Below are 13,119 nucleotides of genomic sequence, written 5' to 3' on the forward strand. Positions count from 1 at the left end.
TGGGGGATACATGAGAAAGCACGCGCGTGACAGTTTCTTCGTCGTCGGCGAAGGAGTGCTCGAGTTCGACGCCGCCGGCAGACCGGGTACGCGAGAGCCACTGACCGGCGAGGAGCTCCGCCGGTTCCGGTTCTCGCGGCTCGGTCCCCAAGGCGAGGGACTCGACGAGGAGACCAGAACAGCACTGGCCGAGGCCATCACCGCGGCGGGCGACCAGCCGGACGCGGCGGTGCCCGCCGGGTTCACCTACCTCGGCCAGTTCGTGGACCACGACCTGACGATGGACCGCACGGAGGCACGGCTCGGCGAGGAGGTCACGCTCGACGAGCTGCTGCAGGGCCGCTCCCCCGCGCTGGACCTCGACTCCCTGTACGGGCGCGGCCCGCAGGACCGCGACGACCGCGTGTACTACGCGGCCGACGGGGTGTCGCTGAAAGTCGGGACGACGTCGGCGACCACGTTCCCCGACGACCGGGTGAACGTGGAGCTGGAGGGCTTCGACCTGCCGCGTGCCGGTGGCACCGCGGGCACCCGCGCGGACCGCCGCAAGCCGCTGATCCCGGACCTGCGCAACGACGAGAACCTCGCGGTGGCGCAGACCCACCTCGCGTTCATCCGCTTCCACAACCGCGTGGTCGAGGAGCTGGCGCTCAAGGGGCTGACCGGGCAGCGGTTGTTCACCGCCGCGCGCAACGAGGTCGTCCGGCACTACCAGTGGCTGCTGCGCACCGACTTCCTGCCCCGCGTCATCGACCCGGAGATCGTGCGGGACGTGTTCACGTCCGGGCGCCGGTTCTTCGAGGCCCCTGCCCGCGGCAAGGGCCGGTTCGGGCAGCCGCCGACCATGCCGCTCGAGTTCGCGGTCGCCACGTACCGCCTGGGCCACAGCATGGTCCGCGGCGGCTACCAGTGGAACCGGGTGTTCAACTCGGCCGGGCCGGGCGGGCTGTCGACGCTGCTGCAGCTGTTCACGTTCACCGGTGTCGCGGGCAACTTCGAGCCGGGTGCCGGCCTGCCGGAGCTGGACGACCCGAACTCCGGCACCGTGGACACGTTGCCCACCAACTGGATCGCGGACTTCCGCCGCCTGTACGACTTCACCGAGGCCGGTCGCCCGGACCTCGCGGCACCCGATGGCGGCGGCAACGTCACGAAGCGGATCGACACGCTGCTCGTCGACCCGCTCGCGCAACTGCCCGCCGGCACCTTCGGTGGCCGCGGCACGCAGATCCCGCCCGTCCAGCGCAACCTCGCGTTCCGCAACCTGACGCGGGCGGGCATGGTGCGGCTCGCCACCGGTCAGCAGATGGCGAAGCTGCTCGGCGTGCGACCGCTGACCGCCAAGGAGATCATCGACGGCAACACCGGCGCGGCGCTCACCGGCCTGTCCGCCGACCAGCGGCAGGCGGTCGCCGCGAACACGCCGCTGTGGTTCTACGTGCTGCGGGAGGCGGAGTTCAACGACGGCGTCCTCGGCGCGGTCGGCGGCCGGATCACCGCCGAGGTGTTCCACCGCGCCATGGAGGGCAGCCGCACGTCGATCGTCCGCGACCCGTCGTGGCGGCCGACGCTCGGCCCCGACAACCGGACGTTCCGGATGACCGACCTGCTGCTGTTCGCCTTCGAGGGCAAGGCGGACCTGCTGAACCCGCTGGGTGACTAACGCCAGACCGCCAGGGCGGTGAGCACGGGGCGGTGGTCCGATGCCTCGGTCGGGAGGACCTTCGAGTACAGCGGAAGACCGTTCGTGAGCACGTAGTCGATGCGGGCGGTGGGTACCGGAGCCGGGTAGGTGAAGGCGTTCCCACCGTCCCGCAGGTGCGCGGTGAGCGTGGTGATCTCGGGGGCGGTCGGGATCGCGTTCAGGTCACCGGTGAGCACGACCGGCTCGTCGGAGGCGACCACCGCGTCGGCCACGACCTTCGCCTGCAGCAGGCGGGAGTCGGCGCTGTCGTGCTGCAGGTGCGTGTTCAGCACGCGGACGTGCACACCACGCACGTTGACGACGGCTTCGAGCAGCCCGCGCTGCTCCTCGGCCGGCTTTCCCTTGGGCAGCAACGTGTTCCGCCACTCCAGGATCGGGTAGCGGGACAGGATCGCGGTGCCGTACTGGCGGCGCGGCTGCCCGGCCGATGGCGGCTCGAGGTCGAGGTTCGCGCCGTAGACCACGTGCATGCCGAGGCGTGCCGCCAGTTCCTCGGGCTCGTCGGTCCACCCGCTGCGCTCGCCGTAGTGGCGGTCGACCTCCTGCATGCCGATCACGTCCGCGTGGGTGCGGCGGATCTCGGCTGCGAGGCGGTCGAGGTCGAACACACCGTCCTCGCCCGCCGCGTGGTGGATGTTGAACGACAGGACGGTCAGGGTGCGGGCCGGGGTGGCGGCCGCCGGGGTGGCGATGGCGAACGTGGCGCTGGCGAGTACGGCCAGCAGGATGAGCAGTCGGCGCATGCCGGTAGCGAACCGCACCGAGATGACATTTTGGGTAACAAATCACCAGAAGTTGGGTGATGTGCGGTAATGATTCTCTAGTGAAGCTCCTCGCCCTGCTGCTGCCCCTGGCCCTGCTTCTGCCCGCGACACCCGCTTCCGCCGCCGCCGAGTCGCACTCGGAGCGGATCCTGTTCAACGGCGGCAACGAGTCGCTGAACGGCATCACCTACCACTCGTTCCGCATCCCGTCCCTGATCAGGACGAACAAGGACACGTTGATCGCGTTCGCCGAGGGCCGGGCCGCGGGCAACGGCGACTTCGGCAACATCAACCTCGTCTACAAGCGGTCGACCGACAACGGCGCGACGTGGTCGTCGCTGCGCGAGGTCATCGGGTCCGGCCAGGGCGTGTGGGGCAACCCGACGGCCGTGGTCGACCGGTCCAACAACAAGATCTGGCTGTTCATGAACCACCAGCCACCGACGAGCGGCACGGTCAACTCGTGGGACGACCGCCAGGTGTGGCTGTCGTCCAGCACGGACGACGGGCTGTCCTGGGCCGCCCCGGTGAACATGTCCGCCGCGCTGAAGCCGAGGACGCTGGCCGGTGGTGGGAGCTGGAACTGGGACGCGGTGGGCCCGGGTGTGGGCATCCAGACGACGTACCGGCATCCGGGCCGCCTGGTGATCCCGGCACAGCACCGCAACATCTACAGCGACGACCACGGCGCGACGTGGCAGGTGCGGGTCCTGCGGACCACCGCCGGCGCGGCCATGGAGCAGACGGGCGAGGCGACGGTCCTTGAGCTGGCGGACGGGTCGCTGTACCGCAACGACCGCGCCACGACCCCGGTGTGGGAGGCGGCGAAGCGCCGCCAGGTCGCCCGCGGCTCGATCGAGTCGGGCTTCGCGGCCTTCCGGGCGGCGAGCTGCCTGCTGGACCCGAAGAACGAGGCATCGGTGATGCGGTACAACGCCGACGCCCCGGCGCGCCTGGCGTTCGTGAACTCCGCGTCGACGGAGACCCGCACGAAGATGCGCATCCGCATGAGCGAGGACGAGGGCCGCACGTGGTCGTACAGCCGCCCGTTCTCGGACGCGCCGCTGCCGGGTGAGAGCGGGACGTACAAGGAGGGTGGCTACTCGAGCATCGCGAAGACGGCGGACTACCACGTCGGCGCGCTGGTCGAGGTGAACGAGAACACGGGCAGCAACTCGACGTCGAACCGCTCGATCGCCTTCCGCAAGGTCAACCTGCCGTGGATCCAGGCAGGAGTGGACGACACCAACTGCACGGGTTAGATCACCCGCACGCCAGGGCGGCCGTCCTCCACCACGAACCTCGCCAACGTGGACTCGGCCGCGTCGCGGCGGCTGAGCGTGTCGACCACTCGCAGGTCGGCGGTCAGTCGTCGCCCGTCCGGGTGCCGGACTTCGTGCCGCTCCCACGCCGACATCGACCGCTGTAGCCGGGCGAGATGGCGCGCGGGTGTCAGCCGGGGATCGCGAGCAGGTCCTCGTGGTGGACGGTCGCGTGCAGGGGCCGGGCCAGTCTGCGCCGCAGGTAGGCACCCGCCACCTCGACCAGCCCCTCGTCCTGCTCGCACGCCGCGCCCAGCCACCCCTGCAGCCAGGCCGTGGTCAGCTCGGGGCGGTTCGGGCCCAGGTGCCACGGGCTGGAGCAGCGGTGCACCGTGGCGCCCAGGTCCTCGAACACCCGTGCCATCACGGTCACCGCGTCCGGGCCCAGCAGGGCGCGGCCCGCCACCGTGCGGCGCTGGTGGGCGTTGAACGCGCTGGTCACTCGCTCGTCCAGCGGGTCGGGCGGGTCCAGGTCCACCTTCCCGGACACCGACAACACGAACAGCACGGGACAGCGCGCCTTCACGCAGATCTCCGCGAGGCGCGTGACCTCCACCTCGGTGAGCAGGTCCAGCAGCGCCGACCCGGTCACCAGGGAGGTGCCCGCGAGGTCCTCCGGCGTCAGCGACGTCAGGTCGCGCAGCTCGGTCACCGCGCCGGGCACGGCGGCGTGGGCGAGCAGGTCGGGGTCGCGGTCGGTCAGCACCCAGCGGTGCGGGGTGAGCAGCCGTGGGGACAGCCACCGCGCCATCGACCCGGTGCCGCTGCCCAGGTCACGGATGACCAGGTCACGGGCACCGAGGTGGGCGCGGAGCGGGATCAGCAGGTCGTCGGCACGGGCGTCGGCGTCGGCGGGCTCACGCAGCGCCAGCCACTCGCGGGAGAAGTCACTCATCGCCCTTTTACACGCGGTGACGGGCCCGGCGGTTCAGAAAGTTCCGGTTCAGAACCGTCCTGCGGTGGCATGCGTATTCAGGTACGACCAGATCTTGGGAGGAACCAGTGGCAGCACCGACCGCACCGACGCTCGAGAGCCCGCGCACGCCCGTCGCACCCGGGCCCGCGCCGCGGTCCTCACGGCGGCCGCTGCCTCCTTTCGTGCCGCTGACGATCGCGATGGTCGCCCTGGTGGCACTGCTCGCGGCGCTGACCTGGGTCGCCGGGCTGAAACCGCCGGGCTGGCTCGCGGCGGTCGCGTTCGCGGTGGCCGGGTGGGCGGTGCTCGCCGAGGCGCTGCCGCGGTTCGGGGTGCGCCGGTTCGGGCCGGCCGACATCGTGACGCTGACCCGGTCCGTCCTGGTCGGGGGCGTGGTCGCGTTGATCGCCGACACCAGCCACCCGCGTGGGTCGGTGTGGCCGCTGGTCGTCATCGCCTCGGTCGCGCTCGCCATGGACGCGGTCGACGGCAAGGTCGCGCGGCGCACGGGGACCGCGTCGGAGTTCGGCGCTCGGTTCGACATGGAGGTCGACGCGTTCCTCATCCTGGTGCTGAGCGCGTTCGCCGCGACCCAGCTGGGCTGGTGGGTGCTCGCGATCGGCGCCATGCGGTACCTGTTCGTCGCGGCGGCCCGGCTGTGGCCGTGGCTGCGGGCGCCGCTGCCGGTGCGGATGAGCAGCAAGGCGGTCGCGGCGGCGCAGGGCATCGTGCTGACGGTCGCCCTGGTGCTCCCCCACACCGTCGCCGTCGTGCTCACCGCGGTCGCGCTGGCCGCGCTGACCTGGTCGTTCGCCCACGACATCCGCTGGCTGCACCGGCACCGGGACACCGCGCCGGCCGTGAAGAAGACCGAGGCCGGCGACGAGTCACCGCGGCGCAGGCGGGTGCTGACCACCCTCGGCTCCCTGCTCGTCCTGTTCGCGCTGCTGGCGCCGAACGAGCTGAGCGCGCTCACCCCCGCCACGTTCGCCCGCATCCCCGTCGAGGGCCTGGCGGTCGCCGCGCTCGTCCTGGTGCTGCCGCCCCGGTCCCGCTGGGTCGCCGCGGCGCTGACGGGGGTCGGGCTCGGCGTGCTCACGATCCTGAAGCTGTTCGACATGGGCTTCCACGAGACGCTCGCCCGCCCGTTCCACCCGGTGTACGACTGGACGTTCCTCGGCCCGGCCGTCGACTTCCTGAACGACTCCGTCGGCTGGTTCGGCGCGGTCGGGGCGGTCATCGTCGCCGCGTTGCTGGCAGCTGGGCTGATCGTGGGCATGACGCTGGCGGCGCTGCGCCTGACCCGGCTCGCGGTCGGCAGGCGTTCGACGGCGACGCGCGGGGTGGCCGTGCTCGGCGTGGTCTGGGTGAGCCTCGCGGTGCTGGGGCAGCCGGTCGCGGCGAACTCGGCGGCCAACGAGGTGTTCGACGACCTGCGCCAGGTGCGGGCCGACCTGCTCGACCCCGGCGTGTTCGAGCAGCAGGTGGCCAACGACCCGTTCCGGTACACGGCGGGCGCGAACCTGCTGCCGGAGCTGCGCGGCAAGGACGTGCTGGTCACGTTCGTCGAGAGCTACGGACGGGTCGCGGTGGAGGACCCGGCGGTCGCGCCCGGCGTCGACGCGGTGCTCGACCGCGGCACCGACCAGCTGCGCGCGGCCGGCTTCGAGGCGCGGAGCGCGTTCATGACCTCATCGACGTTCGGCGGCGGCAGCTGGCTCGCGCACGCGAGCCTGCAGGCCGGGCTGTGGGTGGACAGCCAGCCGCGGTACGACACCCTCACCTCCGGCGACCGGCTCACGCTGACCGGCGCGTTCAAGCGGGGCGGCTGGCGGACCGTCGGCGTCTCCCCGTCGATCACGCAGGACTGGCCGGAGGCGAAGTTCTTCGGCTACGACAAGGCGTACGTGAAGGACAACGTCGGCTACAAGGGACCGAACTTCTCCTACGCGAAGGTGCCCGACCAGTACTCGATGGCCGCACTGCAGCGCACCGAGCTCGCCCCGGCCGACCGCGCCCCGGTGATGGCGGAGATCGACCTGGTGTCGAGCCACATCCCGTGGACGCACCTGCCACGCATGATCGACTGGAACGACATCGGCGACGGCTCGGTGTACAAGCCGATGCCCGCGCAGGGCAAGTCGCAGGCCGAGGTGTGGTCGGACACGGGGAAGGTGCGCGAGGCGTTCGGCCAGTCCATCCAGTACTCGCTGAACACGCTGATCGGCTTCCTCACCACCTACGGCACCGACAACACGGTCATGGTCTTCCTGGGCGACCACCAACCGAGCCCGGTGGTCTCGGGCGACAACGCGTCGCACGACGTACCGATCACGATCGTCGCGAAGGATCCGGAGGTGCTCGACGCCGTGGCAGGCTGGGGCTGGGAGCCGGGCCTCAACCCGACCCCCGACGCCCCGCTGTGGCGGATGGACCAGTTCCGCGACCGCTTCCTGACGACGTTCGGATCCCGCCCATGACCCACCTGCTCCCCCTGCACACCTCGGCCGACGCACGGGGCCACACGGTCGCCGTCCTCCCGGTGGGCAGCTTCGAGCAGCACGGCGCGTTCCTGCCACTGGCGACCGACACGGTGATCGCGATGACGATCGCCCGGTCGGTCGCCGACGCGTACCCCGTGCTGCTGCTCCCCCCGGTCACCATCTCCTGTTCGCACGAACACGCGGCCTGGCCGGGCACGGTGAGCATCTCGGCACCGACGCTGTACGCGATCGTCCGGGACGTCGCGGAGTCGTTGCGGCACAGCGGAATCCGCAAACTCGTGCTCATCAACGGCCACGGCGGCAACTACGTGCTGGGCAACGTGGTCCAGGAAGCCACCGCCCGCGGCGAACGCATGGCCCTGTACCCGACGGAGGTCGACTGGCTCGCGGCCCGCGCCGCGGGTGGCGTCGAAACCGGCCCGGACACGGACATGCACGCCGGCGAGCTGGAGACTTCCCTGCTGCTGCACGCACACCCGTCACTGGTCCCGCCCGACTACGCGACACACGACGAACGCGCCGACGACCGCAACCGCATGCTCACCTTCGGACTGGGCCCGTACACGGAGTCCGGCGTGGTCGGCCACCCATCACTGGCAACGGCCGGGAAGGGCAAAGGCGCCCTGGCCCACCTGACAGCGGTGTTCGCGGACGTACTGGCAGCACTCAACCACTGAACTACTGCGAGCGAGCGGCGGATGCCCTGAATGTGTCGTTCAGGGCATTGAGCGCGGACCCAACAGCCCACGGCGAAAGCCGCCCACAAGGGGCTCCCTGCCCATCCCAGAGACCTGCGCGTCCGGCGAGGCCTCCGGAGGGCAAGAAGCCCGTCCGGCGAGGACAAAGTCAATGTGGCGGATGCCCCCTACGCCAGGTGCGGCAGCAGGTGGTCGAGACGTTCCCGCTTGGTCCGCAGGTAAGGCAGGTTGTCGTCGTTGGGGGCGATCAGGATCGGAACCCGTTCCTTGACCACAATCCCGTTGCGGCGCAACGAGTCCAGCTTCTCCGGGTTGTTCGACAGCAGTCGCACCTCGGCCACCCCGAGATCACGCAGGATCTCAGCGGCGACGTCATAGTCCCGAGCGTCGACCGGAAGCCCGAGCGCGAGGTTGGCCTCGACGGTGTCGAGACCACCCTCCTGCAACCGCATCGCCTCGAGCTTGGCGAGCAGGCCGATGCCCCGGCCCTCGTGCCCGCGCAGGTACAGGACGACCCCCGCGCCCTCGGCGACCACCGCGCGCATCGCGGCGGCGAACTGGTCGCCGCAGTCGCAGCGGGTCGACGCGAACACGTCGCCCGTCAGGCACTCCGAGTGCAGTCGGGTCAGCGCCGTGGTGCCCGCCACCTCGCCGTACACCAGCGCCACCTGCTCGTGGCCGTGCGCGTCCAGGTACCCGACCGCGCGGAACGGACCGTACGCGGTCGGCAGCCGGGTCTCCGTGACCCGTTCCACCATGCTGGCCAGGTTCGTCATGCCACCCTCTCACGTCTGCGGACGAGCATCAGCGCGCCCGGCAGGCTCGCAACGAGCCCCAGCAATCCGTATGCCACCGCCGCCGTCAGTCCCTGCGCGGCCCCGAGCCCGGCGGCGGCGAACATCAGCGCCGTCACGCCCTCCCTCGGGCCCCACCCGCCGACGTTCACCGGCAGTCCCATCGCCAGCAGTGCCACCACCACGATCGGCAGCAGCTGTTCGGCCGACTGCGTCGCCCCCGCCGCCTTCATGGCGATCAGGAACAACGTGATGTGCCCGGCCAGTGCCGCCGAGGACAGCAGCGCGACCCCCGGCCACGCGTTCCGCGCCAGCAGACCGTTGCGGACGTCGTCGATCGTGCGCCGCCACCGCGACCCGGTACCGATCCACCGCCGCGCGGCCAGGTAGGCGACCACGAGCACCGCCAGCCCGGCACCGAGCACCATGCCGATGTCGCGTGCGGGCCCCGCCATGAGCACGACGACCCCCGCCACGACCACCACGACCTGCCCGGCCATCCGCTCCAGGACGACGGCACGGACACCCGCGCCGACGTCGCCTTCCTGCTTGCCGTGCTCGACCGCGCGCTGGACGTCACCCAGCACCCCGGCGGGCAGCACCGCGTTCAGGAACAGCGCGCGGTAGTAGTCCGCGACCGCCCTGCCGAGCGGCAGCCGCAGCCCGAGCCTGCGTGCGACCAGGCACCACCGCCACGCGCACAGGACCGTCGTCGCGAGCCCGATGCCGAGCGCGGCGAGGAGGTCCGCCGCGTCGATGACCTTCAGCCCGGCGACGAAACCGCCGGTGCCGAGCTTCCACATCAGGGCGACGACGATCGCGACGCCGATGCCGAGCTTGAGCCAGGCCCACAGTTTCCCGGAGCGCCTGCGTGGCGCCACCCGTTCGACGGCCGGGGCCACGGGGTGCACCGGCGACACGTCGGCGCCGGGCTCCGCCCAGGCTTCCGGAGCGGTCTCGCGCTCCCCCAGCACCGCGGTCATCGCAGCACCCCCGCGAGCCGCTTCGCCGCGGTGGGCCAGTCCTCGACCACGCGGGCACGGGCCGCCTCGCGCAGCCGCTCGCGCAGTTCCGCGTCGGTGAGCCAGCGGCGCAGCGCCGCGGTCAGCGCGGGCACGTCGTCGGCCGGGACGAGCATGCCGCCCGACGACGTGCCGGGGCCGAGCGTGTGCGGCAGCGCGTCGACGTTCGTCGTGAGCACGGGGATGCCGCGCACGAGCGCCTCGGTGATCACCATGCCGAACGTCTCCCGCCGCGACGGCAGGACGAGCAGATCGGTCTTGGCGAACGTGGCGTCGAGGTCCGCGTCCGGCAGCGGACCCGCGATGATCATCTTGTTGCTGATCCCGAGCTTGTCGACGAGCCCCTGCACGCGCCGGGCGTGGCCGGGGTCGCGGCGCACCGAGCCGACGCAGACACACGTCCACGGCAGGTCCGCGAGGTTCGCGAGCGCCTGCGCGAGCACGTCGTGGCCCTTGCGCTGGGTGACCGAGGCGAGGCACAGCAGCTGGTCGCCCGCGTCGGTGCCCGCCGCCCTCGGCGCGGGGTCGGTGCCGGGCGGCGCCGTGCGCACCCGCTTCGGGTCCAGGCCGTGGTGCGCGATGGCGCGGCGGGCCGCCCACTCGCTGGTGGCGACGACCGCGCTCGCGGCCCGCAGCACCTCGCGCTCGCGCCGGTCGAGGCCAGCGGCCCGTTCCGGCTGCACCCCGGTCTCGTCGGCGAGCTGCAGGTGGAGGAGCACGACGAGCTTCAGCCTGCGGGTGTGCGGCACCACGACCTCCGGCACCCCGCACGCGACCAGTCCGTCTATCAGAGCAACGGACCCGTCGGGGATCTCGGCGAGCGTGTCCGCGAGCGCGACCCGCGCCTTCGTGGACGGGGTGGGCCAGCGGCCTGCCACCGGCACCTTGTCGAGGCCGAGGAGGTCGCACATGCGCCGGTCGTAGGTGTTGCCACCACTCGCGACCGTCACGTCGTCGATGTCGGCGGGCACCACGAAGGGCGTCACAACGCCCGCCGGTAGCTCGCCCAGGCCACATGGGACTCGCGCAGCGTCACCGAGATCTCGGCCAGCCCGCGTGCGCCATCGCCGAGCGATCCCTTCTGGACGCGGTCGGCGAGCCGATCCGCGATCACCTTCGCGAGGAACTCGGTCGAGGTGTTGGTCCCGGCGAACTCCTCGACCTCGTCGAGGTTGCGGTAGTTCAGATCTCCCAGCACCGCGCCCAGTTCCGCGGTGGCGAGTCCGATGTCGACCACGATGTTGTCCGCGTCCAGCTCGGCGCGGGAGAAGGTGGCGTCCACCACGAAGGTCGCGCCGTGCAGTTTCTGGGCAGGCCCGAACACCTCCCCGGTGAAGCTGTGCGCCACCATGATGTGGTCACGGACGGTGAGGCTGAACAACCTGCGCCTCCTACGCTCGACTCAGTCGCTGTCGTAGGTAACACGCAGGCAGAGGGCGGACGGTTCATCACTGATCATCGCGGGCAACGCCGCAGGTAGTTCATCGAACCGGCACTCGGCGGTCACCAGCGCGTCGAAGCCGGGATCGGCCAGCAGCTCGAGCGCCACGGCCAGCCGCTCGCCGTACGAACGCGGCCGGTTGGGCGAGATCGTCCCGACCTGGCTGCCGCGGATCGTCAGGCGCCGCGAGTGGAACCACTCCCCCAGCGGCACGGCCACCGGACGGTCCCCGTACCAGCTGAGCTCGACGCACACCCCTTCCGGCCGCAGCAGTTCGAGCGCCCGGCCGAGCCCGGCCGCCGAGGCACTGGCGTGCACGACGAGATCGCAGTCGCCGAGCGCGTCCCCTGGCACCGCGAAGTCCACCCCGATGGCCTCGGCGATCTTCGCCCGCGCTGGGTCGATGTCCACGAGCTGCACCCGCACCGCGGGCAACCGCCCCAGTATCGCCGCGACCGACGCCCCCACCATCCCGGCGCCGACGACGGCCAGCCGGTCCCCGACCTGGGGCGCGGCGTCCCAGACGGCGTTCAGCGCCGTCTCCACCGTCCCGGCGAGCACCGCCCGCGCGGCGGGCACCCGGTCGGGCACGACGGTGACGGCGGTGGCGGGCACGACGTACCGGGTCTGGTGTGGATAGAGGCAGAAGACGGTGCGCCCCAGCAGTTCACCAGGCCCCTGCTCGACCTCGCCGACGTTGAGGTAGCCGTACTTCACCGGCGCGGGGAACTCGCCCTCCTGGAACGGCGCGCGCATGATGTCGTGCTGGCTCGCGGGCACCCCGCCGCGGAAGACGAGCGACTCGGTGCCGCGGCTGACCGCGGAGTAGACGGTGCGCACGAGGACGTCGCCGTCGCCGGGCGCGGGCAGCTCAACCGTCCTGATCTCCCCGTGTCCGGGTTCGCGCAGCCAGAACGCCCGTTCCATCCTCGGCCCTCCCGGTCCTCGTGTCCCAGCGGACACCGTAGGCCATCCCCGGCGTGAGATCGGTGAACGACGCCTGGACCTCGCCAGCCGCGTCGGCGTGGACGGGGACCCCGTCGGTGGCGGACGCGAAGTCGCGGGGGTGGACGTGTTCGAACGCGGTGATCCGCCCCGGCACGCGGCGGCGGTCGAAGCGGACACGGAGGTCGAGGGTGGCGCACGGGTGCTCGAGCACGACCGCGAACCACGGCCGGGCGTGTTGTTCGCGGCCGAGGCGGGCGCGCAGCGCCACGTCGTGGGACTGGCCGAGCTGCAACGGGTCCGGCAACCGCAGGGAGTACGCGCCGCGGCGGCCGCCCCTGGGGGTGAGGGTGCCGCCGTGGAACATGTCGACACCGAGGGCCGCCGCCGCGGTGACCATGATGTCCACTTCGGACAGATCGTCGACGTCGGCGACGATGCGGCGTTGTTCAAGGACCTCAGGGCGCTCGCGGTCGAGGGCGAGGGTCGTGCGCAGTTCGGCGGTGTGCCACCGGGTGGCGCCGTGCGAGCGGGAATTCTGGTTCGGCGCGAACGCGGCCGCCAGCTGCGCGAGGTGCTGAATTCCGTCGTCGATTCTTCTGCGGGCCGTGCGCGGGTCGCGGTTGAGCTTCTCCGCGGCCAGGTTGACGCGATCTTGGTAAAGCGGGAGCCGTGCGTCCGGGGCGATCGCGAACGCCGCCATCACGGCGACGCGGAGATCCGGCGGCAGCTTCTTCGCCCAGTTCCCCAGTCGCTCCCCCACCTTGTGCCGAATCTCGGCCGGGCCGTCCGAATCGGTCACCTCGCACACCGTCCGCAACGTGGTGCCGACTCTCTCGTCGATGCGGCTGACGAACAGGCCGCGGCCTTTGCGCAACACCTTCAGATCGCTGATCAGGTCCGTCAGGACGGCTGTCATTCGACCTCTCCTCCCACACCTCACCTCGCCAGTCGCACCGCGACGGCACAATGTTTCCCGCGAGACATGGATGAGAACTGCATAGAACC

13 protein-coding genes are annotated in these 13,119 nt (G+C 71.5%); 4 read left to right on the plus strand and 9 right to left on the minus strand.

The features are described from left to right. Positions 1-10 precede the first annotated feature (10 nt). Positions 11-1,663 carry a peroxidase family protein gene (locus FHR82_RS08485; protein ID WP_184809725.1) on the plus strand — a complete coding sequence of 551 codons (1,653 nt, stop codon included), beginning with the start codon at positions 11-13 and terminating at the stop codon, positions 1,661-1,663. Here FHR82_RS08485 and FHR82_RS08490 read toward each other — a convergent pair. Then, positions 1,660-2,448 (minus strand): endonuclease/exonuclease/phosphatase family protein, encoded by a 789-nt coding sequence (locus FHR82_RS08490; protein WP_184809726.1) that lies wholly within the window; start codon positions 2,446-2,448, stop codon positions 1,660-1,662. The genes FHR82_RS08485 and FHR82_RS08490 overlap by 4 nt on opposite strands. A gap of 80 nt (positions 2,449-2,528) precedes the next feature. Between FHR82_RS08490 and FHR82_RS08495 the strand changes: the two genes are divergently transcribed. Further along, positions 2,529-3,731: a sialidase family protein gene (locus FHR82_RS08495; protein WP_184809727.1), complete on the plus strand. Its 1,203-nt coding sequence runs from the start codon at positions 2,529-2,531 to the stop codon at positions 3,729-3,731. Here the strand turns inward: FHR82_RS08495 and FHR82_RS08500 are convergent. Both FHR82_RS08500 and FHR82_RS08505 read right to left on the minus strand, forming a co-directional pair. Next, on the minus strand, positions 3,728-3,886 hold the full coding sequence (locus FHR82_RS08500; protein WP_184809728.1) for a hypothetical protein: 159 nt from the start codon (positions 3,884-3,886) through the stop codon (positions 3,728-3,730). The genes FHR82_RS08495 and FHR82_RS08500 overlap by 4 nt on opposite strands. A 35-nt stretch (positions 3,887-3,921) precedes the next feature. Continuing rightward, a complete protein-coding gene (locus tag FHR82_RS08505; protein ID WP_184809729.1) occupies positions 3,922-4,686 on the minus strand; it encodes a class I SAM-dependent methyltransferase in 765 nt (254 codons plus the stop codon). A gap of 107 nt (positions 4,687-4,793) precedes the next feature. On the opposite strand from FHR82_RS08505, the gene FHR82_RS08510 reads away from it, so the two are divergent. Both FHR82_RS08510 and FHR82_RS08515 read left to right on the plus strand, forming a co-directional pair. Continuing rightward, positions 4,794-7,187, plus strand: coding sequence for a CDP-alcohol phosphatidyltransferase family protein (locus FHR82_RS08510; protein WP_311770965.1), 2,394 nt, complete (start codon positions 4,794-4,796; stop codon positions 7,185-7,187). Next, positions 7,184-7,888, plus strand: a complete 705-nt coding sequence (locus FHR82_RS08515; RefSeq protein ID WP_184809730.1) for a creatininase family protein — start codon at positions 7,184-7,186, stop codon at positions 7,886-7,888. Before FHR82_RS08510 ends, FHR82_RS08515 begins: the two co-directional genes overlap by 4 nt. A 188-nt stretch (positions 7,889-8,076) precedes the next feature. On the opposite strand, the gene ribA is transcribed toward FHR82_RS08515, so the two are convergent. From ribA to FHR82_RS08545, 6 genes are read right to left on the minus strand one after another with little or no spacing between them, the layout of a single operon-like run. Then, on the minus strand, positions 8,077-8,685 hold the full coding sequence (ribA, locus tag FHR82_RS08520) for a GTP cyclohydrolase II (protein ID WP_184809731.1): 609 nt from the start codon (positions 8,683-8,685) through the stop codon (positions 8,077-8,079). Beyond that, the gene (locus FHR82_RS08525) at positions 8,682-9,686 is read right to left on the minus strand and encodes a lysylphosphatidylglycerol synthase transmembrane domain-containing protein (RefSeq protein ID WP_184809732.1); all 1,005 of its coding nucleotides are present in this window, start codon (positions 9,684-9,686) and stop codon (positions 8,682-8,684) included. The genes ribA and FHR82_RS08525 overlap by 4 nt, the downstream gene beginning before the upstream one ends. Further along, complete coding sequence (locus tag FHR82_RS08530) at positions 9,683-10,711, minus strand: glycosyltransferase family 4 protein (RefSeq protein ID WP_311770966.1); 1,029 nt, start codon at positions 10,709-10,711, stop codon at positions 9,683-9,685. Before FHR82_RS08530 ends, FHR82_RS08525 begins: the two co-directional genes overlap by 4 nt. After that, complete coding sequence (locus FHR82_RS08535) at positions 10,708-11,106, minus strand: 6-pyruvoyl trahydropterin synthase family protein (RefSeq protein ID WP_184809733.1); 399 nt, start codon at positions 11,104-11,106, stop codon at positions 10,708-10,710. The genes FHR82_RS08530 and FHR82_RS08535 overlap by 4 nt, the downstream gene beginning before the upstream one ends. 21 nt (positions 11,107-11,127) lie before the next feature. Beyond that, on the minus strand, positions 11,128-12,093 hold the full coding sequence (locus FHR82_RS08540) for a zinc-dependent alcohol dehydrogenase (RefSeq protein WP_184809734.1): 966 nt from the start codon (positions 12,091-12,093) through the stop codon (positions 11,128-11,130). Continuing rightward, on the minus strand, positions 12,038-13,030 hold the full coding sequence (locus FHR82_RS08545) for a hypothetical protein (RefSeq protein ID WP_184809735.1): 993 nt from the start codon (positions 13,028-13,030) through the stop codon (positions 12,038-12,040). The genes FHR82_RS08540 and FHR82_RS08545 overlap by 56 nt, the downstream gene beginning before the upstream one ends. Positions 13,031-13,119 lie beyond the last annotated feature (89 nt).

This window comes from Actinophytocola algeriensis (genome assembly GCF_014203735.1).
GTDB classification, from domain to species: domain Bacteria; phylum Actinomycetota; class Actinomycetes; order Mycobacteriales; family Pseudonocardiaceae; genus Actinophytocola; species Actinophytocola algeriensis.

Bases quoted from the DNA above. Each gene is read 5' to 3' on its own strand.
- FHR82_RS08525 (WP_184809732.1), bottom strand. From the start codon at position 9,686: ATGACCGCGGTGCTGGGGGAGCGCGAGACCGCTCCGGAAGCCTGGGCG.
- FHR82_RS08500 (WP_184809728.1), bottom strand. From the start codon at position 3,886: ATGTCGGCGTGGGAGCGGCACGAAGTCCGGCACCCGGACGGGCGACGA.
- FHR82_RS08490 (WP_184809726.1), bottom strand. From the start codon at position 2,448: ATGCGCCGACTGCTCATCCTGCTGGCCGTACTCGCCAGCGCCACGTTC.
- ribA (WP_184809731.1), bottom strand. From the start codon at position 8,685: ATGACGAACCTGGCCAGCATGGTGGAACGGGTCACGGAGACCCGGCTG.
- FHR82_RS08515 (WP_184809730.1), top strand. From the start codon at position 7,184: ATGACCCACCTGCTCCCCCTGCACACCTCGGCCGACGCACGGGGCCAC.
- FHR82_RS08540 (WP_184809734.1), bottom strand. From the start codon at position 12,093: ATGGAACGGGCGTTCTGGCTGCGCGAACCCGGACACGGGGAGATCAGG.
- FHR82_RS08505 (WP_184809729.1), bottom strand. From the start codon at position 4,686: ATGAGTGACTTCTCCCGCGAGTGGCTGGCGCTGCGTGAGCCCGCCGAC.
- FHR82_RS08545 (WP_184809735.1), bottom strand. From the start codon at position 13,030: ATGACAGCCGTCCTGACGGACCTGATCAGCGATCTGAAGGTGTTGCGC.
- FHR82_RS08485 (WP_184809725.1), top strand. From the start codon at position 11: ATGAGAAAGCACGCGCGTGACAGTTTCTTCGTCGTCGGCGAAGGAGTG.